The sequence below is a fragment of the Pandoraea sp. NPDC087047 genome, from assembly GCF_044745225.1.
Taxonomy (GTDB): domain Bacteria; phylum Pseudomonadota; class Gammaproteobacteria; order Burkholderiales; family Burkholderiaceae; genus Pandoraea.
In genome coordinates, this window is record NZ_JBIUZU010000011.1 from 23,675 (window position 1) to 49,979 (window position 26,305).

The window sequence follows — 26,305 nt, forward strand, 5'->3', positions numbered from 1 at the left end:
GCAGTGGTCTTGGCTTGCCCGAACTCGAACCCGCATGCGCAGGTCGTCGACCCGGGACGATCCCATCCCACCAACGCACAGCAACGTTGGCAACGCTCCAGAAGCCAGAGTCCGTGCGACTCACAAACGGCGAGCGCACGAAAATTCCATAGGGCCCTGAAGAGTCCTCGCTCCCGGACACACGCCGGACAATACGCCACGTGCGGGTCACGAAAGAAATTGCGGCGCGCGTAGCCCTTAGCGTGCCCCGCAAAACCGTGAACGCGTTGATGACGTAGGCTGATTTCCCTCATGACGGATTCGTCTACGTCCAGCGCGCCTGAAACTGCAGCCCGTTCACTCGGGCGCTCAAGCGCGGCGGTGAGATATCGGACCAAGCTCCCGAGCGCTTTCCTACCCGTGAAGCCGTTCGCCTCGCCAAGGCGCATGAAGTAACTCAGTACGTGCTCGTCATCCGCCGGACGCGGCCGGCGGACAAAGCGACGGCCACCGATTTCAGACGGCATAACCACCGAAGGGCTCCCCAATGTGCGTCAGAGGCCTCATGATGAAGCGAGGATGAAATGGGTTATTGTTCCCCCGTGCTTCGGGCCAAACGGACTCGACAAATGCGTGCGCGAGCACCTCCCGGTCGATGCTCGAACGCTTCTCGTCCAATGCGATCTCCACCGACGTGCTCACAAGCGTCATGATGTAACCAATCAGGCCATACGTCGCATAGTGAATTCGGTCCAGCATATCGCCATCCTCCACTAAATCCGGTGACGGCATCACCGGGACGTTGGCCCAGATGGAGCGCATTAGGCCATCAAAGATGCGTCTGGCACGTTTCTCAGAATTACCAAAGGGTTCGAGTGCGATGTGTCGCGAAAAACGCCGGCGTAGTTGCTCGTTACTCTGAAGAATGCGACGACATCGCCCCAGTCCCATTAGGACGAACGGCACTTTCGTGATGTTCACCAGATGCTTTAACCAGTCAGCAACCCGAGTTTCAATCTTCTCACTCGAGTGGTCGATGAAATGCTGGAACTCATCGAGAACCACCAGTTCGACCTTGCAGTTTTTGAATAACGTCACAATGCGCGAGGTCATCGCTTCAGCAGAACCCCGGGTAAATAGCGGATCACCTAGCTCCCAAAGCACGCGTTCAGCAACATTTTTTATTGTCGGTTGCGCAGGCAATTCAAGATGCAATACCGGAATTTCCGTCCCCTCAGGGGTCTCCCGGCGAGGATGATGCCTCGCGTACTCCTTACGAAGCGTGGACTTGCCACTGCCCGAAACACCGGTAATTAACAAGCAACCGGGCTCCTCGAGCGCAAACCGCCCCATGCGGTGGCATCGTTGAATCGCCGCAATTCCTGCAGCGAATGCCGGGTGTTCGATCAGTGTGCCCCGAACTCCGGCCACGATCTCCGTTATTCCAATCGCGGACGAAGACATCGACGCGATTTCGCTCGAACTTACCCTGCTCGGCGGCTGCGCCCCCGCTCTAATGACGTCACTCATGACAAGTGCCTCCTGTGGGGGGCCGGGCCTCCGACGGGATTGTCCTCGCCGCCCCCCCGCGCAGGTGGCACTCCATTCGTGCCGCGACGAACTGGGAAAAGCGGGACCTCGTGATCGTGCGCGAGGTCTTCCGTCGGTTCATCCGGCGCAAACGGCTCATCGGATTCGAGCTCCAGCGGCAGGTTTTGCTGTCGCGCCTCCGCCTGTTGCACCATGAGCTCCCGCTCATGCTTGGGCAGCGTTTTTCTTCGGTCCTTGCCCCGCAAAGCCCGGCCCGCGTCCATGGCTTTTTCCGTGTCGGCGCGCAAGTCTGCTTTCGCGGCGAGCAAAGCGTGTCGCATCGGCGAGGCCGCGTAGTCCCGACGTGCCTTGGACCGTATCCATCGGTGTTGCTCCACACTGACGCCATCCGCATAGCCTGGCATGGTGGATCGCGCTTCAAGATATCGTTTTGACTGATCATCAAAAACAAAAATGGCGCCCAAGTCATCAGGATCGGTCCTGACGGATACCTCAATGTTGCCGCATCGTCGCCTGAGCTCTTGCAGCGCTGCCGAGTTGTACTGTAAGGAATGGACCTCGATCCCGTTCTTCGTCAGGTGCCGGCGGCTGCAATTCCCGAGGTAAGCATTCACGACATCGGCGGATTTGGGCAGGCGCGGGGGAAACTTTTGTATTCCCTCATCCCACCTCTGGCTGGGTGTGCTTTGAATTGCCCGATGGAAAGTCACCGAGTAGACATCGACGATCCAGCGGTGAACGATTTCCTGCAGAGATTCGAGCGTGAGCGCCGCAGTGGCGCCAGAGTCGTACACATGCCGCTTGTCGTAGGTCGCGAATGTCGTTCCAGGCTGCAAGTGAACGAAACCATAGTTCAGCGTTTTCAGGAAGCGCTCAACGCGGCCTTTCATCTGCGGGGATCTCGTCGGGCAATAGACCACGTGCGCGCCAAGCTCAGCGCATGCCGCCTCCAAATCGTGGGCGTGAAACTCAAGCCCGTTGTCGCACACCAGTTGATGGATGAGTCCGTACGCTTTCCATTCACCGTTGACCTTGGGGAAGCGCTCCTTCACATCGACTTTGGGCAGGATCGCGTGCTTCAGGCATCGAAGCACCGAACGAACGCTCGGATTGCGAAATGAAATATGGATACCAACGATCATCCTTGAGTACCCATCGATCATGACCGTGATCCAAGGTCGCCCCAGAAGCAGTCCGGTCTCAGCGTCGACGACCAGGACGTCCAGCGGCGTATGATCGACCTCGACGCGCTCCAGCGGATACGTACATGCCGGGCCTTTTCCGTAGACGCGGACCGCATCCTGCGCGTATCGCTGCCCATAGCGGGCCTTGAGAATCGCATATCGGTCAATGCGAGAGAGCGCCTGGCGCAACATCCGATGCGTAACGTCAGGAAGCGCCTGCGTGGGAGTCCGTCGTCGGTTCTCCTGCTCAATCCTCAACTGAATCCAGTCCCGAGTTTCTCGTAGCGATTCTCGCTGCGGCGTGAGGTAAATCTTCTCAATCCCTTCGTCGATGAGCTCCGATAATCTGTCGGGCAACGACGTCGGGCGCCGGCCCCGAAGTTCATGCTTGTCGATAAGCGAACGAACATCGAGCCTCGACCAGACCCACTTCGATCGCCAGCGGTAAAAGCTCGGTACCGACGGCGGCATGGCACCGCCCGACTGAGCACCAAGCCCCGACCACACAGTCCGGAGCATTTGAGCCAGCACGGGCCGCGAGACCCCAAGCCGACCATCGGGGCAAATCGCGTTTAGGTATCGCCACTTTCGTAGCGCGCTTTGCTGGAGCGCCAACGGAAAATCCGAGAGGCTGCGTTCGAGCGTTGCCTCGGTCGAAATAGCGCTCACGCCAGACTCGAGTTCTCCGCGCGTGATGAATTTCAGCCGCCCTTGTGCAAAGTGCTCCAGAAGGGTGACGGCCGGGTAGGTGGTGCGTTGTGCGTCTGTCGCGCCGACCACGTGAATCATCTCGCCAATCATGTGTTCAATCAGGAAGATCTTGTCCTCGAGCGCGATCATCTCGCCAACCTTAAAGGAATAGGACGGCATCGTCGCGCTCCTCAAAAGCGCGCAAGCGTGTCGCGCCGGTGATTTCTTCGTCCAGAGAACAAACGATTTCGCGTGAAGCAAGTCGATGTAATATCGCCCGCCCAGACGCTCCGGCGTTAAGCACTTGCGCAATCGTGCGATTTTCCAGGCTCGACGGTGCTACCGCATCCGCCGTTCCATCCAACCATTTTTCATAACGAATGCGCAGCAGGTGCTTGATCTGCTTGAGCCGGACGGCGTTTCGTATCTGTCTATCACTCAGAATCACGAATTTGTCTTGCTGGTTACCAAACACCTCTGCGAGTCGCTCGAACTTCTCTCTGTTCGCAGGCGCTTGCAGTACGTCCGCTGGCTTTACTTCGACCAGCCAGCGTTGTCCATCAGCCCAATCAACCGCAAAGTCAGGCGTGTACGTGCGCGAGCGACCTCGTAACTGATATCGAATCGTTTTCGGCTGTTCGACGAAGCTCGTCACGCCGCGCGCAAATTCAAATAGGTGTAAGCAGTCAAACTCGAGAAGGCTTTCACACCGGACAAGCCGCTGGTTTTTGGGTGAGAAGAATTTCGCCCGAAAACCTCGACCGGACGGAGTAACAGGATTGCGCACCGGAACGAGGTTGTGTGACGAGGAGGAAAAGGTGCCGCGGCTAGTGCCGGCGTCTTTAAATTCAATTTCCATGTCCGCACCTACGAAAGAGTCCGCGCGCGTCGTATAAGACGCGCGGGTTCGCTGAAGACGAAACTTGGAACCAGCCAATGCCGATGTCGGCCACGTCGTGTTCACAACGTCAGCTGCCGATATGCTGGAATTCAGGCGACATAGTGTCCTTACGCGGACACACAGGGTTCGCGCGCTTTCCATGTTTCGACGAAAAAGCGGCTTGACTGTCGTGAGGCTGCGATTGATACTAAAGGCGCTAACCGGGTTAGTGTCGTTCGCTGACTCGCAACGGGACAGGCCGCGAGGTTTGTCCCGTTTTTACATTGGCGCCTCCTCTTTTACTCGGCGTTTGATACGTGACGGCTGATAAGTGGGCTGCATCCGTATCTCCTCGTCGAGCCCGGCAATCTTCCGTATCGCCACGATTTGTCCAGGCGACAATCTCCCAAGCTTCCGAGCAAGTTCTGCGTACATCCTGTACTCGTCGGTGGGCAAATCCGGAATCAGTTGAATGCTCGTAGGAGAATCCGACATTTCGCTTTCCAAATATGTAATTTCGTCTGGTGAAAGCCGAAGTGCGCTAGCAAAGCGATCAAGGAATTCTTGGGACGGATTTTTGCGACCGACCTCGACGCTCGAGACGTGCGACGCGTCATACCCAAGCCGAGCAGCAAGCTCTTGCTGTCGAAGGCCAGCTTTCAATCGAAGCGTCTTGAGGTGAATACCGATCGGCGTTGACATCGTGAAATGCTAGCGGGCGGTCATAGATGTTTCCAACGTTAGACCAAAGCCAAAACCGAGTCAACACTCAAGTCATTGATTTAAAAGTGATATTTAAATTTCACTTTGTCGAGAGTGTGACTTCCTACGTTGGAAATCCGTGGCGGCGTGGACTTTGATCGGTTTTCCGCTGATACATGCGTGAGCGTGCCCCGCCCCTTACGGCGAAGGAAAACATTGGTGAGCCGCATCGAGGTGTCCAAGCTGGGGCCGACAGTCTTCGAGCCCTATCCGCCCCCGCGCCCCCCAAAGAATTAGATGTCCAGCATTGCTGGCTGACCAGAAATGGTGAAACGCATGCACCCGGAGTTAGGCGAGGAGATGCTGGAAACGTTGAATCAGGCACTGGCAGACGATCGACAATCATGCCTGATGAGCAAGAAACGGCCCCATCAAACCGGAGACCAGCGAAACGAAAAAATCACGCAGATAGGTGAAGTCGCTGGCCCGTATTGTGTGAATAACGAGCTCGACCGTTTCGGACAGGAACCGGCTCATCGATACGACAATGAAGAATTGGTAGCGCGACGGGTACAGTTCCTCCCCCGGTTTGAGCCCTCCCTCGATTGAGGCTCATTTCTCTGGGGGCATTTTGCGTCAGAACAGGCGGAGGGCGTCACGGTCGATCCTACTAAGTGGGCGCGAAAATCAACGAATCACCGATGTCGCTGCCATGTGGAAAAATATTTGTAGTCTTAATTAACACGACCTGCCAATGGCCATACCAAAGTACTCGTTCTCAGTCTTCCCGCTGCAAAGCGGTACTGCAGAGCAACTGACTCCCGCCGCCCTGTTACCATATTTATCGTCTAGGATGGCATAGTCCGATTTCAATCGCTTAGCTGCCCGAGGTTGTGTCGCTGCTTCGATTGACTAGAACCTCCCGCAACGTCAGATATTGATGCTCACTCCAGTCGGCAACGTTTGGGTAATCCATCCACTTCGTTGCAGCGCCCGACGACCGTCGGCATAGACGTTCGGGTTGTCGTCGAGGGACCGAAGTGTGACGAGCACGACCGCCCTCATCGGCTTGGTCAAAATAGGCTCGAATTCGCGCCGAAGGACAGACGCTTGCACAGCCCAAGTATTACCAGCGACACCGTTTTTCATTGAGCGCCGGAAGACCTTGACAGGCGCCCACTTCCCTCCGTGCTCGATTTGGGCGCTTTCAAATCCATGGCTACCTTCTTCGTGGTCACCGGGCAGTTGGCCTGCGAACTCGGGTATGCCCTTTTTGTTTTGCTCTAGCGTCCCGAAGCCGATAGAGACGTTAAAGCGTACGTACTCGGCTCCAGCATCCCCATTTAAAGGCGGCGCATAGGCGCAAGTCATGATCACTTCAGCACGGAGTTTGCCGTTGACCAACAGAGATTCCGGGATGGGGTAAGGCGCCTTGCGCCATTTCGCACCATCGACGAGATCTATCTCGAACATCAACGTGAAACTAGAATCGGAATCGTAAAGCACGCCTACAGGATCGGAGGGAATGCCAGCCCCAAAGTACCTACGGTCCCGCGCTGTACGCGGTGGAGAGTTCAGTTCGGCGGCGTGGACAATCAGCGCTTTCACAAGCGTGGGCGAGACTGGAATGGGATTGCGACGGGTCCCGCCTTCCAGATCGCGCCAAGTATGCGCAGCGAGTGCAGCGACGACGGGTGCCGAGTAACTGGTCCCAAACACGCGCGCTGTTTTCCCACTCGGATGCAGAATTCTCACGCCTACGCCAGTGCTTTCCCAGTTTGTGGTTGCATTACCGCCGAAGTGGACGACATCGGGTTTCGGCGTGAAAACCGGGCCGGGCCCGCGCCGGGAATAAGGAGCCGGCTCGCCCGACTGCACAAGTGTTACGGCGTTCGCTCGATGCGCGGCCGCACCTACTGTTAAAGCTCGGACGGAATCGCCAGGGCTTGCAAGACGGTCTAGCAAACCATCGCTTGCAGGCCACGTACGCCGCGGTTGCGCTACGTAGTTACCCGCAGAAACCACGAAGAGAACATTATGCTGGTCGCTCAGGTTATCAAGCTCGCGAGCGAATTCGCTGAACTCTTCATCGCTGACCTCAGAAGCCGTGGCGATCGAGAGATTCCAAATGTGGACATTGGGTTGCTTAGCTATGGCGGTGCGCAAACGAAGTATGAGGTCTCCTAGTCGCGTGCCACCGAGTTCTGCCGCGGCCACATCGTGCACACGGCAAGGTACTCGCGGAAAGCCATTGTCTTCCTCGTTCAGGTGCGCTGCGCAAGCTATCAGCGAGGCAACATAAGTCCCATGCTCGTAATTTGTATCCGGTGGCAAAACGTAGGTGTCGCGTCCAGCGATCCACGGTGCCAGGGATTTCAGCTTCGGCGCAACACCACTGTCGAAAACCCCCACAACAGGCAAATCCGGATCAGGCAATGGAAGCGAGTGAGCGCCAGATGGGGTAGCTACCTGGGTTGCAGAACTGTGGACTTGAGGCTCCGGCATGATCCTGCGGACGGCCGGGAAGCGTAGCAGTTCTACTAGTTGGTCCTTTGTCAGTTGCTTCATTGGCACCAAAAACACTGGCGCCCCTGATCTCTGGGAAAGCTGTTCCGCGCTTAGGTTGTATCGCTTAAGAAATTCAAGGAAGCGCTGCAGAACCTTCTTTGACGTTTCCTCTGACGCGTATGAAAAGAGCCGGACAAGCACGCGTTCGGCCGCCGCCGTGATCGTGCTATGCAAGGCCTTAGCGTCTAGGTCCCGAAATGTCGACGGTAGCCTGCGTTGCATGCCCCACGAGTGGATGCCCTCCAGAGTGCTCAAATTTTCGCGAATTGCTTTCGTTGTTCTCGACTGGATCACCCGATCCAACGCCACCATGGCGCTCGCGTCTGCTGCGATAAGCATTTCATTCAGAGCCCCATGGCCAACCCGCAACGCTTGGCTTTCAGCGGCAAGGGTGGTGGGTCGATGGGTTTTCGCGATGGCCTCGCTGCGAAGTTCAAGTACGAGGACTGCAGGAACGTCGGGGATGCTCAGATCCCGGCGACTTGCTTCGACGGCCGCCGACAGAGATTTACGCAACCGGTTGCGTAGTGCAGGCGTGACCGGAACAAACTCAGTGCCACCTCCACCTCGCGACTCCACACCAAATTGATCTTTGGCCTGGAACGCGACATGTACATAAGGATTATCGCGGCTTGCCCGATCGTTTCGTTGCTTTGCTCGCGGTTTTACCGGCATTAGGTCCCCTCAGCATATTCGAGATTTGCCGGGTCGAGACCGCATAGAGTTTAGCGAGCTCCCGCAAGGAAAAGGCTTCGCCTCTCCATTGTCTCAACCAGCGCACTTCGTCTTCTATTGACGGCAGATGTTGCCCATTCAGTAAGGAAATGGCAAGACCCAATCTTCGGAGGATCTCAGCGGCATCCGCTTCGGATTGCCCGGCCATAATAGCCGTGCGGATAGCATCCTGGCACACCTGCTCAATGACGGCGCCTGAGATGCCTTCGGAAAAGCTCACGAGTTCATCCCAATGCAACGACGCCGGACAGAAGCCCCCTAGCATCGTCTTCCAAAGAGCTTCCCGCAAGGAGGCGTCTGGAACGGCGAAAGATATTTGAAACGGGAACCGTCTCCAGACGGCGGGATCGATTCCCTGCGCGAAGTTTGTCGCAGCGACCACGATCGCATGGCCAGGCAATGCATCGATGTTCTGCAATAGTGCAATCACGATACGCTGCAGCTCCCCCACATCGCGCTCATTGCCTCGCGCAGACGCTAATGCATCGAACTCATCCAGCAGCAGCACACAGGGCGTCTGTTCGGCAAAATCGAAGACCCTACGCAAATTTCTACTGGTCTGACCGAGCAAACTGCTGATCAGCGTGTCGCATCGTACGGTGGCTAGCGGTAGCGCAAGCTCGCTAGCAATCCATCGCGCGGTCATCGTTTTGCCCGTTCCGGGAGGGCCGTAGAGAAATAGACGATTGACCGATGCAACGCCGGCTGCGGCGAACCGGTCGTAATTGGATACCGATCCGATAAATTCCTGCACTCGCCTTGCCGCTGCCGAAGACAGATGAAATCCATTTCCCTGAAACTGGGGATAGGAAACGTCTACAGTTTCGAGACGGCTCTCAGTGTCAGTTGGCACAGCGGTTGCCATGCGAGAGCCATCTTGCGCAAAAGCCATGGCCGACGGAGCTCTAGCAAGGCGATCGCGAATGCGCAGAGCATCCTCTCGTTCGCCACTCCGTTCAAGCTTGTCCGCGAGCAAGCCGGCGTAGTTGCCTGCCATCGAGGCGTTGGCCTTCAATGCGCCATCTAGAATTTTCAGAACCTCGGACATGTGTTCCACAGCAAACCTCACAGGTGTTTCATGTTTCCGCCGAATCGTAACGCAAATCGGTACACATGCGACGATTTTATTGCATAATGCATCGAATTTTTAAGAATCGTTGCAATGCATCGCACTCAGCAACTGCTCGAAATCTTGACGCAGTGACCATGCGCTTGGGTCTGAAACACCTCAACGGGAACGTAACTGCAAGAGAACTGCAGCGACGAACGAACATCTTTGGGTTGAATGGCGTCAGGACGTCGCTGGTCGAACCGAGCGGGGAAAACCGATGGCGGGTTGTTGACGTCTAGCGGTGCTGCTTCGACTTACGCTTTCAGCGCCATCTGTGGGAAGAAATGGTTCGCCTGAATTCCGCCTACCGGTAGATTAGAAGCGGTCGTTCGAACCGACTCCATTGAGCGACCGCTCCCCGCCGAATACAGTCCTACGTGACTGACTGAAGCCGACCCTGACCTGCCCGTCAAGCCTGCGCGAGAACGACGGCAGCTTAACGAAGGGCAACGAACGTTCAGCTCGGCGTCCAACTCAAGACGGTCTCGTGCGCCAACGGTTGAAGCGTTCCGTTCCTCAGGTTGTCGGGGGCTTGGCGGCTGTACGCGAAATCGACGACCGGCTACCATGACCAAATCAATAGACTCATGCTTTTGAACCACCAGACCCATGCCAACTGTTGACCATATCGCCACGTTCCCCATTCAGGGAGCCGCGCTACCGTTACGCTTGCGTGCGCTTCTCAGTCCTGTAGGTCTTGATCCTCTGGAGCAGGTGGACGTTACCAACGACTTGGAGTTCGACAATCACGGGCCGAACAGCGAATACGTACACATGCTAATGGCAGTCGTCCCCGAGGCGGTTGAAAGTCCCGTGCCCATCCTGGATGAGGCCGGAGATGGTGTGGTGTCTCACTCGGTCCCCGTTCTTGGTAACAAGGGCTCGAGCGCTGGGTTTTCGCCCAGCATGTCTGGTTTTGATTACATTGTCGCGTCTTGGGGCGACGGATCCCATTACACGTATGCCCTCGCCGAAAAGGTCTGGATGGCACTCGGATTATCGCCAAGGTGCCTAGGTAACGAACAGCAACGCGTCGTCTATGACGACCTCGGCGTTCCTGAGTTCGCAGTTGCCGAGGGCGAACTCACTCGCGAATATTATTTCCAGTCGTCTCGCAACGTTTCGTGGCGGATGTCTAATGCCCACCTGCGAAAATACCTTTGGATGCGTGGCGCACGAGGCGTTCGAAGCTTTTTCTATCAAGCAAGTCTCCCAGACTCGCCGGAACTCAGGCAGCTTATGAACGGCCAGAGACACGCTGATCTCAAGTCCGATTTGGGCTGGTATAAGATAGATATCCAAGAACAAAGAGGTCGGCTACTGCTTCAGGTGTGGGCATCCGTTGACGCTGTCTCTTGTCAGATGTGCCCTGAGCTCTCGGCGGACAATCTCGTTTGGCCTGGCGTTGAAGGATCTGTCACGCGTGCCAGTGCCAACGCGGACAGAGACCATCATGTCATTTACCTCAATGACGGATTCCTCAATCGATACGAGCAAAGCAGTTTTTACGACACAACCCCGGTGTTCGCTCACGGACAGTGGCTTTGCAGTCCTTCGTATCGCGGGCGATGGAGCTTCTCCGATTGCAGGCGCGTAGGACGAAACTTGATACGTGTGGGGCTGAGAGAGTTGTATAAGCCGAAGCCTGACCAAGAAATCCTTCATGCGCATTCGTTCGCGCTCGAGCCAGCACAGGTGGCTCAGTTCGACCCGAACGAAGAACACATAGCGGCCAAGACCCAGAGGTTTGTGGCTGCGCTTTTGGCGCTAGGGGATAACCTTTCTCAGCTCGGTGCAATTGTTGGAGAGAACAAGTCAGCCGAAGAACTTGTCGGCCTTTCAGCCACCGAGATCAAAGATAACGGGTGGCTTCACTATCCGAAGCTCAGCCGCCTGGCGCAGGTTGCTCCGCTATCGATGTCGGAACAAGAGTTTCTGGGGCGATGCAAAAGCCTTCACGAAATTTGGCAGAAGATTCCGAACGGCTTCCTGAAACGAATCCTCCAGGCAGCCGGATGCCCCAAGGGTGAGACTGAAAAACTCGGAAGCGTGAAACTCCTTCAGGCCATTCTCAACGTTTCGGAGCGACTGGATGCGCAAGATGAGGACGCGAATGCGTTCAATGGCACAAATGCTCAAGAAGGATGGAACGAGCCAAATGAGAGGTTGGCTGCGTTGTTCGTGGGCTACGATTTACGAATAGCTGATGCACACGAAACGTTTTCGCTCGCGCTGCCTCGTCTACAGGATCTCGGCTTTGACACCGCAAGCCTTCAACAAGGATACGGGCGAGCAATTGATTTTGTAATGGACAAAGTCATTGAAGCGTTTGGACACATCAATGAGCCGCTTGGGCGGATTCTCGCGCGTTGAAGACCGGCATCTTTCATAACGAGCAACGCTCCAAGGGCCCCTTACCAAGGCAGAGCGGCCGTTTGACCGTCTGCTCGCGTATGCCATTATGCGTCAGCAACTGGCTGAAGGGAGACCATCGGAAAAACACTATTCGACGAAGCGCCACGAGCTCATTTTCGCGGTCGGAACCAATCCCAGTTGGCTCAATTATCAGCCCGCTCCCATATGTCCTACCGGGCGAACGGTGGCGCTCACCGACAGAGTTGCACCCCTATCTCGAACAAAAAGAGGGCCTGGAAATTCAAGGCCTTCTTCGCATTTTCCACGAATTTTCGTACCGTCATCCTGGCTTAAATCCAGCGGTACCCATGCTTCACAATTCGAGTCCAGATAGTCTCAACAACTGCGTTATTTCAGTCTCACGAACTAGCGTCTAATCTCACCAATTCCGTTTCCCTGCAGACAGCCCCTATCAAACATCAATATTCCCAGCCCGCAGCGCATTCGATTCGATGAACGCGCGGCGCGGTTCAACGTCGTCGCCCATGAGCGTGGTGAAAATGCCGTCTGCGGCGATGGCGTCTTCGATCTGTACGCGCAGGAGGCGGCGCACTGTCGGGTCCATCGTGGTTTCCCACAGTTGTTCCGCGTTCATCTCGCCCAGGCCCTTGTAGCGCTGCTTCGAGACCTTGCTCTCGGCGTCCGCCATCAGCCACTTCATGGCCGACTTGAAGTTCGTCACCGGCTGCGAACGCTCGCCGCGCTTGATTGTCGCACCTTCACCGATCAAGCCCTTGAACGTCTCGGCCGTCTTCTGCAACTGCGCATAATCCGCCGTCTGCAGAAAGTCCGGATCGATCACGCTCACCTTCACGTTGCCATGGTGACGTCGGTCGACACGCAACGATACAACCGGGTCGGCGTTCTCGACGTCTTCCATCACCGCCGTGATCGTGATTTCCGGCGCCAGCGGATCGTCGCTCAACGCAGCTTCCAATGCCGCAGCCGACTTCTTCGCCGCTGCCTCATTGTCCAGATTGATCTCGACACCTTCGGTCACCGCCGTCAGCACCGACGCCTCGTACACGCGGCTCAGACGCTCGATCACACCATCGGCCAACTGATAGCTGCGGGTCAGTTCGCCCAACGCGTCGCCCGAAATCGGTGCGGCACCCGTCGACGGCGTCAGCTCGGCGTTGTTCAAGGCGAGCTTCAGCATGTACTGCGCCAGTTCGCTCTCGTCCTTGATGTAACGCTCGTCCTTGTTGTGCTTGACCTTGTACAGCGGCGGCTGTGCGATGTACACGTAGCCACGCTCAATCAGCTCCGGCACCTGACGGTACAGGAACGTCAGCAGCAGCGTACGGATGTGCGCACCGTCCACGTCAGCATCGGTCATGATGATGATGCGGTGATAACGCAGCTTGTCGATGTTGTAGTCGTCCTTGCCGATGCCACAACCCAGCGCGGTAATCAGCGTCACGATCTGCTCGCTCGAAATCAGCTTGTCGAAACGCGCTTTCTCGACGTTCAGCACCTTGCCGCGCAGCGGCAGAATCGCCTGGAACTTGCGGTCGCGACCCTGCTTCGCCGAACCACCTGCCGAGTCGCCCTCGACCACGTAGATCTCGCACAGCGCCGGATCCTTCTCCTGGCAGTCCGCCAGCTTGCCCGGCAGCCCCACGCCGTCGAGCACACCCTTACGACGCGTCATTTCACGCGCCTTGCGCGCTGCGTCGCGCGCACGCGCCGCTTCCACGATCTTCGAGCAAATGATCTTCGCGTCGTTCGGCGTCTCTTGCAGGAAGTCCTCGAGCGCCTTCGCCACATACTCTTCCACCGGCGCGCGCACTTCCGACGACACCAGCTTGTCCTTCGTCTGCGACGAGAACTTCGGCTCCGGCACCTTCACCGACAACACGCAAGTCAACCCCTCGCGCATGTCGTCGCCCGTCGTCTCGACCTTGGCCTTCTTGGCCATTTCGCTCTCGACGATGTACTTGTTGATCACGCGCGTCATCGCCGCGCGCAGACCCGTCAAGTGCGAACCGCCGTCGCGCTGCGGAATGTTGTTCGTGAAGCACAGCACCGTTTCGTTGTAGCTGTCGTTCCACTGCATGGCGACTTCCACGCCGATACCGTCGCGCTCGCCCATCACGTGGAACACGGTCGGGTGCAGCACCGTCTTCGACTTGTTGATGTACTCGACGAAACCCTTCACGCCACCGCCAAACGCGAAATCGTCTTCCTTGCCCGTGCGTTGATCCGTCAGACGAATTCGAACGCCGTTGTTCAGGAAGGACAGCTCGCGCATGCGCTTGGCGAGAATGTCGTAATGGAACTCGACCTTGCCGAAGATCGTTTCGTCAGCCAGGAAGTGCACTTCCGTACCGCGCTTGTCGGTGTCGCCCAGCAATTTCAGCGGCGAGGTCTCGATGCCGTCGACCACTTCGATCTCGCGGTTTTGCGGCACCCCTTGATGAAACTCCATGAAGTGCTTCTTGCCATCGCGGCGCACAGTGAGTTTCAGGTACGACGAGAGGGCATTCACACACGACACGCCCACGCCGTGCAAACCGCCCGACACCTTGTAGCTGTTCTGGTCGAACTTGCCGCCCGCGTGCAATTCGGTCATCACGATTTCCGCAGCACTACGCTTCGGCTCGTGCTTGTCGTCGAACTTGATGCCCGTGGGAATGCCGCGACCGTTGTCCGTCACGGAGATGGAATTGTCCGCGTGAATGACCACGTGGATGTCGTCGCAGTAACCCGCAAGCGCCTCGTCGATCGAGTTGTCGAGCACCTCGAATACCAAGTGATGCAGACCCGTGCCGTCCGACGTGTCGCCAATGTACATGCCGGGACGCTTGCGCACAGCCTCCAGACCCTCAAGGATCTGAATAGAGGCTGCACCATAGCCGCTTTCGGCCTGCTTTTGCTGTTCGCTCATGACAATCTTCCGGTTACTGCGTCATTTCTGACGAATTACTGCTTCATGACCTGCCGCCCCCCGCGCGCTTCTGGCGCCCCGAAGGCGGCTTATCCCGCAAAAGGATAATTCTCTAGAAACGCCAAAGGGGCGCTCGGCCCCTTCGCGCATATGTGACGGCGCGTATGGCGGAATATCCGCTCAAATGCGCATCGGCATGACGACGTACTTGAATTTGTCGTTGTCCGGCAGGGTGATCAGCGCGCTCGAATTGGCGTCACCGAGGCTCACCGTCACCTGCTCGACCTTGAGGTTCGACAGCACATCGAGCAGATAGGTCACGTTAAAGCCGATATCCACCGACTCGCCCGTGTAATCGATCTCGATTTCTTCCAGTGCTTCTTCGTTTTGGGTGTTGTTCGCGCTGATCTTCAGCAGGTTCTCGCTCACAAGGAAACGCACACCCTTGAAATTGTCCGACGTGACGATCGCCGCACGCTGCAACGAGCGATGCAGCTCCTCACGGCTGATGGTGAAGCTCTTGTTGTAACCCGTCGGGATCACGCGAGTGAAATCGGGGAACTTGCCCTCGACCAGCTTCGACACCAACTCGACGTCCGCGAAACGGAACTTGACCTGGCTCGGCGCCACGTCGATCTGCAACGGATCCTCGACGTCTTCGAGCAGACGCTGCAACTCGAGAATCGTCTTGCGCGGAATGATGACTTCCTGACGCGCGAACTCCGCGCCCTCGATCTTGATGTTGCAGTACGCCAGACGGTGACCGTCCGTCGCCACAGCTTCGATCTTCTGGCCGTCGACCACGAGCAACATGCCGTTCAGGTAGTAACGGATGTCCTGCTGCGCCATCGCGAAGTGGACCATGCCCAGCAGTTGGCGGAACACTTTCTGCGGCAGCTCGAAGCTCGCGGCGTAGTCGTTGGCCTGAGCGACGATCGGGAATTCGTCGGCCGCCAGCGTCTGCAACTGGAAGCGGCTCTTGCCCGCCTGCACCGTCAGACGCTTGTCGGAGAGGGCCAGCGACACGTCTGCGTCCGGCATGTTGCGCAGGATGTCGAGCAGCTTGCGTGCCGCCACGGTCGTCGCCACTTCATCGGCGCCGACACCGTGATCGGTGGTGGTGGTGATCTGCAACTCCAGATCGGTCGAGAGGAAAGAGACGTCCTTTCCTTGCTTGCGAATGAGCAAATTGGCCAGAATCGGCAACGTGTGGCGACGCTCGACGATGCCACTCACAATTTGCAGCGGCCGCAGCAGATTGTCTCGTGGAGTTTTGACCAATTGCATATTTATCCTTCGTAGTAACTGTTAACGGGTGCCAGTTTCTGCTGAAAACCCGAATATTCCCTTATTAATCAATCGCTTGCGGAAGGGATAACAGGGCGGAAAACGCTGTGGACGAGTCGGGCACGCATTGTGCGCCAATCCGCTATTGTGCCCGAAAACACCAGTTCCCCCCCAAACCGCACCCAGCTTATCCACAGGGATACCGGCAACCCCGCCCGTCATCCCGCATATTCGCCGGGGATTACCCCTTGAGCGTCTGCTCCAGTACGTGCAACTCGTGGTTGAGTTGCGCATCCTTGCCACGTTCTTCCGCAATCTTGCGTACCGCGTGCAGCACCGTCGTGTGGTCGCGTCCGCCGAACAACTCGCCAATTTCCGGCAGGCTCTTCTGCGTAAGCTCCTTCGCCAGATACATCGCAATCTGCCGCGGCCGTGCAATATTGGCAGGCCGCTTTTTCGAATACATGTCGGCAACCTTGATATTGTAAAAATCGGCGACCGTCTTTTGAATGTTCTCGACAGAAATCTGACGATTCTGAACCGTCAACAGATCTTTCAGCGCTTCCTTCGTCAGTTCGATGGTGATTTCACGGCCATGGAACTTCGAGTACGCCAGGATTTTGCGCAACGCGCCTTCCAGCTCGCGCACGTTCGAGCGCAGATGCTTACCGACGAAGAACGCCACGTCCTCCGACAACCCCACGCCCTCGGCCTGTGCCTTCTTGATCAGGATCGCGACGCGCATTTCCAGCTCGGGGGGCTCGATGGCCACCGTGAGCCCCGAATCGAAACGCGAAATCAGCCGGTCGTCGATGCCGGTGATTTCCTTCGGGTACGTATCGCTCGTGATGATCACCTGCGCGCGGTTCGCGATCAGCGCCTCGAACGCGTAGAAGAATTCTTCCTGCGTACGGCTCTTACCCGAGAAGAACTGAATATCGTCGATCAGCAGCAGGTCGAGCGAGTGGTAGTAGCGCTTGAATTCGTCGAACGCCTTGCGCTGGTAGGCCTTGACCACGTCGGACACGTACTGCTCTGCGTGGATGTAGCGAATGCGCGGATTCTGCTTTTCGGCCAGCAACTGGTTGCCGATGGCGTGAATCAAGTGGGTCTTACCCAGACCGACGCCGCCATACAGGAACAACGGGTTGTACGACGTGCCCGGATTGTTCGCGACCTGAATCGCCGCCGCGCGGGCAAGCTGGTTCGACTTACCCGTCACGAAATTGTCGAAGGTCAACACCGGGTTGAGCTTCGAGCGCTCGTAGATCGACTCGACTTCGCCGAGCTGTACAGGCTCCTGCGGCGTGACACGCCAGTTGCGGCGCACCGCGTCGGCTTCGCTCGCCTCCAGATCGGGACGTTCCCCATCGAGCGAAGCGGCATCCGCCGCATGACTGCCGTTGGTACCCCCCACGGCGGTTTGCGCTGCAGCGGCTGCGGGATGGGTGCGCGTCACATTCGGCGGCGCCGGGGTGGGCGCCGCGCTCGGTGCAGGGACGGGGGCGGGTGCCGGGGTCGAGGAGGGCACGCGCAGGCCGGCCTTCGGATCGAGGACAAATGTCACCTCGATCGGGGCATTCCAATAATCCGACGCCATACTCTGGATACGCCCGGAGAACTGGCTTTTCACCCAATCCAGCTTGAAGCGGTTGGGTGCGCCAATCTTGAGCGTGCGCGCCTGTTCGTCGAAGTCGAGCGGCGCCAGCGGTTTGATCCAGGTGCGGAATTGCTGGGGCGTGAGCTCTTGTTCGAGACGGGTCGCGCAGTGTTGCCAGAAGTCGTTCATGCAGCGTGTGTCCAGGTGGCGCGGGGCCCATCCGACTGCTTCGGTTGGCGCTCTTGCCGTCCACTATCCGTTACATCGAATATGGGGGCAGAACGCGCCAAACCAAGCCGGTAGCCCGTCCCACAGGCAGGTTGGGACGAGTGACCAGCCGGGGTCGAGTCGGACCAGCGGCGCATTGCAGACGTCCGGCATCAAACGCCCCATGGCGCTGCATTCGGGTTCGGCCTCGCGCGTGCCGCCGGTTTCTCCGGCGCGCGCAGACGACAAAACCCGGCGCGCTATCCACATGGCGGCGTCACCGGTACTCTGCTGGGAAAATTGTGATGGGGGATTTTACCGCCAAAGCGTCGGCAAAGCGAGTTATCCACAGGAATGCCCACAGCGCCAGCATCTACGGGCGGGCGCACCGCGTTAACCCGCCTGACTTCGCGCGACGGGTGCGCAAATGCCTGGCAATTGCGACGATTTGCCGCGACCACACCCAATGCGCGCGCGAGATGCCATTTATCCACCGGCACGCAATGAAGTTACGGGCAATTTCCGCCACCATCCAGAGCCACAGGGCCGCCGGGCGGCGGATCCGCGACAAACGCGACACCGATCGTGTGCGAGCGTATATGGGGCAATGCCTAACCTATTGACACACAACGGAAAAGCCGATTAAATAGCGGGTTCGTTAGAAAGACAACCGGATTCTTATCCAACTCCCGACGGCTGGGTCGCGCGTGAAAGTCCTTGAATTCGCAGGTTTTCACGGTGTCCTTGTGGCGTTTTACGATGCTGCTGCGCGGGAATTTTTTCACACAGTGAGTGCATCATGAAACGTACTTTTCAGCCTTCCGTGACGCGCCGCAAGCGCACCCATGGCTTCCTGGTTCGCATGAAGACCCGTGGTGGCCGCAAGGTCATCGCCGCTCGTCGCGCCAAGGGCCGTAAGCGCCTGGCCGTCTGATCGCGGTTCTCGGTCGTACCGCGGTTTGCGCGTCAAATCCGCAAGGCGCGAAGTCCCGGCTCTGGGGTTTCCCAAGGCCGCGCGACTTCTCAAAACGGATGAGTTTTCATCCGTTTTTAGTTTGCGCCCCCTGCGTCGCAGCGCGCACTTCGTGTTGTACATGCGCTGGCGCGAAGATGCGCCGGACACCCCTGCCGATGCCCCGCCTCATGAAGGCCGCATCGGCATTGTCGTCGGCAAGAAGCATGCACCGCGCGCGGTCACTCGCAATCTGATCAAGCGTCAGGCTCGCGAGATGTTCCGCCAGCGTCGTGCGGCACTGGCCGGCTGGGACTTCGTATTGCGACTGACCCGGCGTTTCGACAAGGGGACGTACACCGCTGCGGCCGCGCCAGTGTTGAATACACTGTGCCAGACCGAATTCGCGCAGCTCTTCGACGCAGCCGAGAAAGCTGCGCGCAAGCGCCGCACGACCGACGACAAGACGGAAGGTAGTTAGTCCCCACACGGTAGCGCCCGACCCCGGGCATGCGCCGCCCACCCGGCCAACTCGGCCGGACTGACAGGCGGAATCGAGATGCGAAGCGTGCTGTTGTTGCTCCTGCGCGGTTACAAGCTGGTGATCAGTCCCTGGCTGGGAAACCGTTGCCGCTTCCATCCGAGCTGCTCCGACTACGCGCGCGAGGCCATCATCGAGCACGGTGCCGGTTACGGCACTTATCTCACGGCCCGGCGTCTATGCCGCTGTCACCCGTTTCACCCCGGCGGTTTCGATCCCGTACCGCCGGCTCGACACGTCTGTAACGCTCCCGATCCAACCGCCGATGGCGCCGACAAGGCCGCCGGAAGCGACACGTCGCGAGTCAAGCAGCCGGTCTCGTCCGGGCCCGCGGCCGCATCGGCAGTTACGCGCCGCGCGCCGGGCCATTCCTGAGTTTCGTCCACCACGAGTTACCGCATGGACATCAAACGCACCGTACTCTGGGTCATTTTCGCGCTGTCTGTCGTGATGCTTTTCGACAACTGGCAACGCGCCAATGGCCATTCGTCGCTGTTTTTTCCGACGCCCGAAGCCTCGGCTCCGGCCGCCTCGGGTGCAAATCAGACACCGGCCAACGACCTGCCGCAATCTGCCAACGCCGCTGCGGCTGCGGGCAGTGCGCCGGGTAACGCGCCTGCTGCCGCCACCGCACAGAAGGTCCGCATCACGACCGACGTCTACGAGGCCGACATCAGCACGCAAGGCGGCACGCTGTCGTTCCTCGCGCTCACGAAGTGGCCCGATGCCGATGAAGCCGACAAGCATGTCGTGCTGTTCGACAACGCCCCGAGCCATCAGTACTTCGCTCGCACGGGCCTGATCGGCGGAGACTTCCCGAACCACAACGACATCTTCACGCAAGTGCCGGGCCCGACCACGATGACGGGCGACACACTGACCGTGAAGTTCGAATCGCCGGTCAAGGGCGGCCTGCAACTGGTGCGTGCCTACACGTTCCATCGCGGCAGCTACGTGATCGACGTGTCGAACACGATCGTCAACAAGACCGACGCCGCCATCAAGCCGACGCTGTACATGGAACTGGTGCGTGACGGCCGCGAAATCAGCGGCGCGAAGTTCTCGCACACGTTCACGGGCCCGACGGTCTACAGCAGCGACGAGAAATTCCAGAAGATCACGTTCAGCGACATCGACAAGGACAAGGCGAAGTACGTCAAGCAGTCGAGCGATGGCTGGATCGGCATGGTGCAGCATTACTTCGCCACGGCCTGGATTCCGAAGGAAGGCGCCACGCGCGACAACTACATCGGCAAGCTGGATAACGGTCTGTATCGCGTCGGCGTGAAAGAGCCGCTCGCGAGCATTCCCGCGAATGGCAGCGAGACGGTCGATGCGCGTCTGTTCGCGGGTCCGCAGGAAGAGCACATGCTCGAGCAGATCGCGCCGGGCCTGGAGCTGACGAAGGACTACGGTTACTTCACGATCCTCGCCAAGCCGCTGTTCTGGCTGCTCTCGAAGCTGCACGCGCTGATCGGTAACTGGGGCTGGGCGATCATCGCCGTGACCGTGATCATCAAGCTGGTGTTCTTCCCGCTGTCGGCAGCAAGCTACAAGTCGATGGCGCGCATGAAGGAAATCACGCCGCGCATGCAAGCGCTGCGCGAGCGCTACAAGAGCGATCCGCAAAAGATGAACGCGGCGCTCATGGAGCTGTACAAGACCGAGAAGGTCAATCCGTTCGGCGGCTGTATCCCGATCGTGATTCAGATCCCGGTGTTCATTGCGCTGTACTGGGTGCTGCTCTCGTCGGTGGAAATGCGCGGTGCGCCCTGGCTGGGCTGGATTCATGACCTCTCGACGCAGGATCCGTATTACATCCTGCCGGTGCTGATGGCCGTGTCGATGTTCATCCAGACCAAGCTGAACCCGACGCCGCCGGACCCGATGCAGGCCAAGATGATGATGTTCATGCCGCTGATTTTCTCGGTCATGTTCCTCTTCCTGCCATCGGGCCTGGTGCTGTATTACGTGGTCAACAACACGTTGTCGATCGCGCAGCAATGGTCGATCAACCGGATGCTCGGTACCAAAAAGAAGGAAAAGGCGGCCTGACGATTCAGGTCCGACCGTCTGACTGACACAGCCGCCCGCGAGTCTCTCGCGGGCGGTTTTGTTTGGTGCATGTCAAAATAGGCCACTGTTTTTCAACGAATCGTTCCATGAGCGCCACCGTCTCCACTGTCCCCATCGCCGCCATTGCCACCGCCCCCGGACGCGGTGGTATCGGAGTGGTGCGCGTGTCCTTCGGCAAGCATCGCGGAGACGCCGTGCAACGTGTCATCGAGGGCCTCGTCGGGCAGCCGCTGAAGCCGCGACATGCGTCGTATCTGCCGTTCCTCGACGCCTCGGGCGAAGCGCTTGATCGCGGCATCGCGCTGTACTTCCCGGGTCCGAATTCGTACACCGGCGAGGACGTGCTCGAACTGCAAGGTCACGGCGGACCTATCGTCCTGCAATTGCTGTTGCAGCGTTGTATCGACGAAGGCGCGGAACTGGGTGTGCGTCTCGCAGAGCCGGGCGAATTCACGCATCGCGCGTTTCTGAACGACAAGCTCGATCTGGCGCAGGCTGAAGCGGTGGCCGACCTCATCGAGGCGAGCACCGAGGCAGCGGCACGTTCGGCGAGTCGCTCGCTGGATGGCGCTTTTTCGCGCGAAATTCATTCGCTGGTGGAGTTGGTGATTCATCTGCGCATGCTTGTCGAAGCGACGCTCGACTTCCCGGAAGAGGAGATCGATTTTTTGGAAGCCGCCGACGCCTTCGGTCAGCTCGGGCGCATTCGCGAGCAATTGAAGCAAGTGCTCTCGCAGGCGCGGCAGGGTGCGTTACTGCGCGAGGGGATCAACGTCGTGTTGGCGGGGCAGCCGAACGTGGGCAAATCGTCGTTGCTCAATGCGCTGGCCGGGGCCGAGCTGGCCATCGTCACGCCGATCGCCGGGACCACTCGCGACAAGGTGCAGCAGACCATTCAGATCGACGGCATTCCGCTGCACATCATCGACACGGCGGGTTTGCGGGAGACGGAGGACGAAGTTGAGCGCATCGGCATCGCGCGCAGCTGGAGCGAGATCGCGAAGGCGGACGCCGTACTGCATTTGCTCGACACGCGTACCGGCATGACGCCGGAAGACGAGGTCATCGCGACGCAATTGCCGAAGCACGTGCCCATCGTGCGCGTGTACAACAAGACGGATCTGGCGGGCGAGCCCGCGACGGTGTTGCCGGAAGAAGGGACTGCGCCGCTGGGCGTGCGTCTGTCGGCGAAGGGCGGGCAGGGGATCGATTTCCTGCGCGCGGAACTGCTGAAGATTGCGGGATGGCAGGCAGGCAACGAAGGCGTGTTTCTCGCGCGTGAGCGCCACTTGTCGGCGCTGCGCTCGGCGCGAGACCACATCGAAATCGCGGAACAGCACGCGCGTCAGAATGCAGGCGCGCTCGATCTCTTTGCCGAAGAACTACGCCTCGCGCAGGAACAACTCAGCACGATTACCGGCGAATTCACCTCGGATGATTTACTCGGGGTGATTTTCAGCCGGTTTTGTATCGGGAAATAACCTGCTGCCAAGCTATGCGCGCGTTTGGCAACGAATTCCGCCAACCTGCTTTTGACGGGGAATATATTGTTAGTTTTTCTGCCGACATCCCCGGGATTGGCGAAACCATCCAGTTCTGAAATGGTGCGGCCAGTGGCCGGGACAGAAGCGGAGGCGGGTACGTGTACAACGGCAAATACGAGCCCGGGGCCGATATCCACCGTCTAGCGTAGTTATCACGCAGCAGTCACCAACCCGAGCACCACGGCTCGGGCTGGTTGCCATTCAGATTGCCACGGTTCTGACCATTTTTGCCATGACCGAGCCTTGGCGGATTGGGCCGGACGCATTACCGCAATCCATTGGCAGACAGGCCACCTAGCCATTCTCTGACAGCGCCCCGCCAAGGTACCGCCATCCTTTGCGAAAACACCCCATGCAAGAATTGCCGAGATCGGCCACTGCCGACGCTCCGTAACCACGGTCGATTTATGGGGGAAAGGCATTTTTCCCGTCTATAAAAGTAGTTTCGTGGAGACTGCCCATCGGCAGTTTCCGGTAGCGCGAGGCGAACACGGCCGAACTATTGGGCCTATTGATCGACCTTGCGAATCGGTATGGGTGCGCGGGGGAACAACTTCGCGTGACGGCGCCGAAATGCCGTCAGCACCGCAGCCCACATCGAACGAGGCGGCGGCAGTGGGCGGGCTCAACGCCGCTGTGGTGGCATAAAGTCCTGGGCCACGTGCTCTATCCCATCGAACATGGAAGGTTTAACCTCCATAGTCCGCTTTGCGCGCCTGATGCGCTTAAACAGCGTGCATCTCGGCGATCGCCAGATGCGATGCTATTGCCGGCCAATCCCTGTCGAAACTATCAGACACTCGCACATAGGCGACGGCCTCGGCGAAACGCTCTGCCAGTCGAGGTTCTTCGTCATTCTCGAGCGCCTCTTGCCGGGCAATCAATGCCTCTTCCGGCTCAAACGACGATGGCGCCTGAAGAGATGCCGAAACGCTGTTCTCCCGGACACCGTCCCCACCTTCTTAGTCGTCATCGAGACGATAGGCAAACTTGAGCGGCCGGTCAGTGAAGCGTCCGAACTTCCTCCAAAGCCAGCTTAGAATCTTTCCACGAAAATCGTCATCCATCAGTTCTGACTCTGCGTCCTCCCCATCCGAAATCCCGGCCGCTGCAATCCACGTTTCCGCTTGCAACGCTTCCACCGTAACCTCACCACTTGAACCGCCGGCTATCTTTCGCAAATCCGCGGCCAGAGAGTGAATGTGTCGAGCAAAGAAATCATCGGCATAACGAATGGATATAGGACCGCCCGAGAACACGAAGCCAATGCTATCGCCATCAGTAGTCCAAACCGATGTTGATCCCAAAGCCTCCGACTCCCCTCGTCATCCGCCTGTGGATAAGTCCAAGTGTAACTAGGAAACCTGGCTACATTTGAGCTAATGCGCTACCTGGACTGCTACGATCCACGCCCACGAATCCACGAGTTACGACACAACCACGACTATGAGATCAGGACCGTTGTGCGCGCTGAGCGGAGGGAAAGCGGAGCAATGCATCGCGTGGGGGTGTACGTGCTCCAGGCACAATCCGGGGAAACTTTCCTTCGTCGTGATAGCCTTTTTCAGCAATCGTCGGCAATTCACTCCAGACGATTTGCCTACCAGTACAAGATCAAATATGGAAAAGGGGATTTATGAAGAGAATGCTAATCGGTGTACTCGCACTAGTGTTTGCTAGTGCGCCGCTAATCTCGGACGCTCGCGGCAGTCGTGGCGGCGGAGGTAGTCACGCCAGCAGAGGTGGTCATTACGCAGGTGGCAAAGGCTCATCACACAAGGGTGGAACCTACAAAAATGCCAAAACAGGGGATCGCTACCAGAAGCGGTAAGACATAACAATCCATCACGTAGATCGGTACCAACACAGCGAGCGCATCACCTGCGCCCGCTGCGTCCTTCCTCATCAGATGAAGTTCGAATCGTCGTCGTAATCACCGGAATCCATCAGCCCATCGTCGATGTTCGAAAAGTCCGAGTTCGACGTATCGAAGAAGCCATTCCCGTTCCCATTTCCGATGCCGTTCCCGCCGCCGTTTCCGTCCTCGTAGATCGTGTTGTTGATGATCGTCTCCGACGGCATCATGCCGCCGCCCATCGCCGGCTGGCCGAAGAATCCGCCCCCGCCGCGGTGAAACAGGCTCTCGATGCCCTGGAAGAGGAAAGCGCCGCCGGCTACGCCTGCGGCCGTCGTGGCGATGCTGCCGAGCGTGCTGCGAGCGCCGTCGCCCAGCCATCCCGAACGTTGTGCAGGTGCAGCAGACGGCACCGGCGCCTGAACCGGTGCGGGCGCAGAGGCCTGTACCGGCGCTTGCATCTGCGCCGGATTCGGCGCGGGTGCCGCCCCCGCGCCTGCGTTGTACCCCCCGTTGTAGCCCCCGGCATTCCCACTATTGCCCCAGGCGTTTGCGCCGCCGAGGAACGAGTCGTGAGCGCCGCCCTGCGCCGCCTGCAATTGCGAGACTTGCGATTGCAGCGTCGCGATCTGGGCGCGAGCCGACGCGAGCGCGTGATCGAGCAGCAATGCGCGCTGCACGAGCAAATAGGCGGCGTCCGGTTGACGGTGCACGGCGTCGGCGATCAACGCCTGCGCCTGTTCGTCCTTGACGCCCGCCTGCGCCTGCGTGAGTTGAGTCAGAAAACCCTGAAGTGCCTGCAATTCCTGCTGATTCATGATTGACCTCTGTGAGCGACACGAGTGGTGCTGGTGATGCGAGTGGTTTTAGTGTCGAGCCCAGTATGCGAAGCCAAACTTAAGCGGATCTTAAGACGTGGTTGTCCCGCGTTTCACGCCGCCTGCAGCGCATTCATCCATGCGGCTTTCCGGTAAAAAACGTAATGCTTTGAAACACTTCTAACAGGCATCGTAATTGCTCCGCAGGGGCGCGAGGCCTAGACTCGGAGGCGTCAGCTCCAGGGCGGCGATGCGTCGAATCAGGTCGGATTGGGTTCCATTCTCCTCGTTTGCGACGCGCGTACGCGAGGCGGAATCCACCGCGCCCAGAGCTCGTTCTTCGAGGTTAGTGTCGTGAAACGTCTCCCTGTGGTCCTCGGCCTTGTTGCCGTAGCCGCTGCCATGGCCAGCAGCAGTGCCTTCGCATGGCGCGGCGGTGTGCGCGTCTGGGTCGGCCCCGGCTACTACCCGTATCCCTACGCCTATCCGTATGCCGCCCCGTCGCCGTACTACGCGCCGCCCCTCGTCGTCGTCCCCAGTCAACCCCAGCAATACATCGAGCAAGCGCCGCCCGGCGCACAATCCGATCAGCCCGGCGCGAACAGCGACACCTGGTACTACTGCGACAAGTCCGGGGCCTACTATCCCTACGTGAAAACGTGTCCGACCGGATGGCGCGAAGTGCCCGCGCAACCGGCGTCGAACTGATCGGGAGACACG

Annotated in this window: 19 protein-coding genes and 1 pseudogene; 8 read left to right on the plus strand and 12 right to left on the minus strand. The window is 58.5% G+C overall.

The features are described 5' to 3' along the window. Positions 1-119: 119 nt before the first annotated feature. The 7 genes and pseudogenes from ACIPHM_RS20200 to iteA all read right to left on the minus strand — a co-directional run. A pseudogene (locus ACIPHM_RS20200) lies at positions 120-506 on the minus strand (TniQ family protein); the annotation flags it as partial. Continuing rightward, entirely contained in the window at positions 496-1,509 is a 1,014-nt protein-coding gene (locus ACIPHM_RS20205; protein WP_052240867.1) for a TniB family NTP-binding protein, read from the minus strand. The pseudogene ACIPHM_RS20200 and the gene ACIPHM_RS20205, both read right to left, overlap by 11 nt. Further along, complete coding sequence (locus ACIPHM_RS20210; RefSeq protein WP_052240866.1) at positions 1,506-3,584, minus strand: Mu transposase C-terminal domain-containing protein; 2,079 nt, start codon at positions 3,582-3,584, stop codon at positions 1,506-1,508. Before ACIPHM_RS20210 ends, ACIPHM_RS20205 begins: the two co-directional genes overlap by 4 nt. After that, on the minus strand, positions 3,565-4,263 hold the full coding sequence (locus ACIPHM_RS20215; protein WP_400332090.1) for a TnsA endonuclease N-terminal domain-containing protein: 699 nt from the start codon (positions 4,261-4,263) through the stop codon (positions 3,565-3,567). Before ACIPHM_RS20215 ends, ACIPHM_RS20210 begins: the two co-directional genes overlap by 20 nt. A gap of 300 nt (positions 4,264-4,563) precedes the next feature. Next, the gene (locus tag ACIPHM_RS20220) at positions 4,564-4,986 is read right to left on the minus strand and encodes a helix-turn-helix domain-containing protein (RefSeq protein WP_400332093.1); all 423 of its coding nucleotides are present in this window, start codon (positions 4,984-4,986) and stop codon (positions 4,564-4,566) included. A 930-nt stretch (positions 4,987-5,916) separates the two neighbouring features. Further along, entirely contained in the window at positions 5,917-8,229 is a 2,313-nt protein-coding gene (gene iteS / locus ACIPHM_RS20225) for a S8 family anti-phage peptidase IteS (RefSeq protein ID WP_400332096.1), read from the minus strand. Further along, a complete protein-coding gene (gene iteA / locus ACIPHM_RS20230) occupies positions 8,177-9,337 on the minus strand; it encodes an anti-phage ATPase IteA (RefSeq protein ID WP_400332099.1) in 1,161 nt (386 codons plus the stop codon). Before iteA ends, iteS begins: the two co-directional genes overlap by 53 nt. Positions 9,338-10,009: 672 nt before the next feature. Here iteA and ACIPHM_RS20235 point away from each other — a divergent pair. Further along, positions 10,010-11,773: a hypothetical protein gene (locus tag ACIPHM_RS20235; RefSeq protein WP_400332102.1), complete on the plus strand. Its 1,764-nt coding sequence runs from the start codon at positions 10,010-10,012 to the stop codon at positions 11,771-11,773. Between the two features lie 454 nt (positions 11,774-12,227). Here ACIPHM_RS20235 and gyrB read toward each other — a convergent pair whose 3' ends face one another. The 3 genes from gyrB to dnaA all read right to left on the minus strand — a co-directional run bounded on the left by gyrB (position 12,228) and on the right by dnaA (position 17,781). After that, positions 12,228-14,705 (minus strand): DNA topoisomerase (ATP-hydrolyzing) subunit B, encoded by a 2,478-nt coding sequence (gene gyrB, locus ACIPHM_RS20240; protein WP_400332105.1) that lies wholly within the window; start codon positions 14,703-14,705, stop codon positions 12,228-12,230. A 180-nt stretch (positions 14,706-14,885) separates the two neighbouring features. After that, positions 14,886-15,992 (minus strand): DNA polymerase III subunit beta, encoded by a 1,107-nt coding sequence (dnaN, locus tag ACIPHM_RS20245; protein ID WP_400332107.1) that lies wholly within the window; start codon positions 15,990-15,992, stop codon positions 14,886-14,888. 241 nt (positions 15,993-16,233) lie between these two features. Then, positions 16,234-17,781 carry a chromosomal replication initiator protein DnaA gene (gene dnaA, locus ACIPHM_RS20250; RefSeq protein WP_400332110.1) on the minus strand — a complete coding sequence of 516 codons (1,548 nt, stop codon included), beginning with the start codon at positions 17,779-17,781 and terminating at the stop codon, positions 16,234-16,236. An 817-nt stretch (positions 17,782-18,598) separates the two neighbouring features. On the opposite strand from dnaA, the gene rpmH reads away from it, so the two are divergent. The 5 genes from rpmH to mnmE all read left to right on the plus strand — a co-directional run bounded on the left by rpmH (position 18,599) and on the right by mnmE (position 22,849). Continuing rightward, positions 18,599-18,733 (plus strand): 50S ribosomal protein L34, encoded by a 135-nt coding sequence (gene rpmH / locus ACIPHM_RS20255; RefSeq protein ID WP_010806664.1) that lies wholly within the window; start codon positions 18,599-18,601, stop codon positions 18,731-18,733. 61 nt (positions 18,734-18,794) lie between these two features. After that, on the plus strand, positions 18,795-19,232 hold the full coding sequence (rnpA, locus tag ACIPHM_RS20260) for a ribonuclease P protein component (protein ID WP_400332488.1): 438 nt from the start codon (positions 18,795-18,797) through the stop codon (positions 19,230-19,232). Between the two features lie 78 nt (positions 19,233-19,310). Beyond that, positions 19,311-19,667 (plus strand): membrane protein insertion efficiency factor YidD, encoded by a 357-nt coding sequence (gene yidD / locus ACIPHM_RS20265; protein WP_400332114.1) that lies wholly within the window; start codon positions 19,311-19,313, stop codon positions 19,665-19,667. 24 nt (positions 19,668-19,691) lie between these two features. Next, positions 19,692-21,347 carry a membrane protein insertase YidC gene (yidC, locus tag ACIPHM_RS20270; protein WP_400332117.1) on the plus strand — a complete coding sequence of 552 codons (1,656 nt, stop codon included), beginning with the start codon at positions 19,692-19,694 and terminating at the stop codon, positions 21,345-21,347. A gap of 107 nt (positions 21,348-21,454) precedes the next feature. Beyond that, a complete protein-coding gene (gene mnmE / locus ACIPHM_RS20275) occupies positions 21,455-22,849 on the plus strand; it encodes a tRNA uridine-5-carboxymethylaminomethyl(34) synthesis GTPase MnmE (RefSeq protein WP_400332120.1) in 1,395 nt (464 codons plus the stop codon). 1,025 nt (positions 22,850-23,874) lie between these two features. Here mnmE and ACIPHM_RS20280 read toward each other — a convergent pair. Further along, positions 23,875-24,219, minus strand: coding sequence for a hypothetical protein (locus ACIPHM_RS20280; RefSeq protein WP_400332122.1), 345 nt, complete (start codon positions 24,217-24,219; stop codon positions 23,875-23,877). A gap of 57 nt (positions 24,220-24,276) precedes the next feature. On the opposite strand from ACIPHM_RS20280, the gene ACIPHM_RS20285 reads away from it, so the two are divergent. Further along, positions 24,277-24,552 (plus strand): helix-turn-helix domain-containing protein, encoded by a 276-nt coding sequence (locus ACIPHM_RS20285; RefSeq protein ID WP_400332489.1) that lies wholly within the window; start codon positions 24,277-24,279, stop codon positions 24,550-24,552. Between the two features lie 265 nt (positions 24,553-24,817). On the opposite strand, the gene ACIPHM_RS20290 is transcribed toward ACIPHM_RS20285, so the two are convergent. Continuing rightward, on the minus strand, positions 24,818-25,585 hold the full coding sequence (locus ACIPHM_RS20290) for a DUF2076 domain-containing protein (RefSeq protein WP_400332125.1): 768 nt from the start codon (positions 25,583-25,585) through the stop codon (positions 24,818-24,820). Between the two features lie 354 nt (positions 25,586-25,939). Between ACIPHM_RS20290 and ACIPHM_RS20295 the strand changes: the two genes are divergently transcribed. Further along, positions 25,940-26,293, plus strand: coding sequence for a hypothetical protein (locus ACIPHM_RS20295; protein WP_400332128.1), 354 nt, complete (start codon positions 25,940-25,942; stop codon positions 26,291-26,293). Positions 26,294-26,305 lie beyond the last annotated feature (12 nt).

Excerpts from the sequence above, each read along its gene's own strand:
- ACIPHM_RS20205 (WP_052240867.1), bottom strand. The coding sequence starts at position 1,509 with ATGAGTGACGTCATTAGAGCGGGGGCGCAGCCGCCGAGCAGGGTAAGT.
- ACIPHM_RS20210 (WP_052240866.1), bottom strand. The coding sequence starts at position 3,584 with ATGCCGTCCTATTCCTTTAAGGTTGGCGAGATGATCGCGCTCGAGGAC.
- ACIPHM_RS20215 (WP_400332090.1), bottom strand. The coding sequence starts at position 4,263 with ATGGAAATTGAATTTAAAGACGCCGGCACTAGCCGCGGCACCTTTTCC.
- ACIPHM_RS20220 (WP_400332093.1), bottom strand. The coding sequence starts at position 4,986 with ATGTCAACGCCGATCGGTATTCACCTCAAGACGCTTCGATTGAAAGCT.
- iteS (WP_400332096.1), bottom strand. The coding sequence starts at position 8,229 with ATGCCGGTAAAACCGCGAGCAAAGCAACGAAACGATCGGGCAAGCCGC.
- iteA (WP_400332099.1), bottom strand. The coding sequence starts at position 9,337 with ATGTCCGAGGTTCTGAAAATTCTAGATGGCGCATTGAAGGCCAACGCC.
- ACIPHM_RS20235 (WP_400332102.1), top strand. The coding sequence starts at position 10,010 with ATGCCAACTGTTGACCATATCGCCACGTTCCCCATTCAGGGAGCCGCG.
- gyrB (WP_400332105.1), bottom strand. The coding sequence starts at position 14,705 with ATGAGCGAACAGCAAAAGCAGGCCGAAAGCGGCTATGGTGCAGCCTCT.
- dnaN (WP_400332107.1), bottom strand. The coding sequence starts at position 15,992 with ATGCAATTGGTCAAAACTCCACGAGACAATCTGCTGCGGCCGCTGCAA.
- dnaA (WP_400332110.1), bottom strand. The coding sequence starts at position 17,781 with ATGAACGACTTCTGGCAACACTGCGCGACCCGTCTCGAACAAGAGCTC.
- rpmH (WP_010806664.1), top strand. The coding sequence starts at position 18,599 with ATGAAACGTACTTTTCAGCCTTCCGTGACGCGCCGCAAGCGCACCCAT.
- yidD (WP_400332114.1), top strand. The coding sequence starts at position 19,311 with ATGCGAAGCGTGCTGTTGTTGCTCCTGCGCGGTTACAAGCTGGTGATC.
- yidC (WP_400332117.1), top strand. The coding sequence starts at position 19,692 with ATGGACATCAAACGCACCGTACTCTGGGTCATTTTCGCGCTGTCTGTC.
- mnmE (WP_400332120.1), top strand. The coding sequence starts at position 21,455 with ATGAGCGCCACCGTCTCCACTGTCCCCATCGCCGCCATTGCCACCGCC.
- ACIPHM_RS20290 (WP_400332125.1), bottom strand. The coding sequence starts at position 25,585 with ATGAATCAGCAGGAATTGCAGGCACTTCAGGGTTTTCTGACTCAACTC.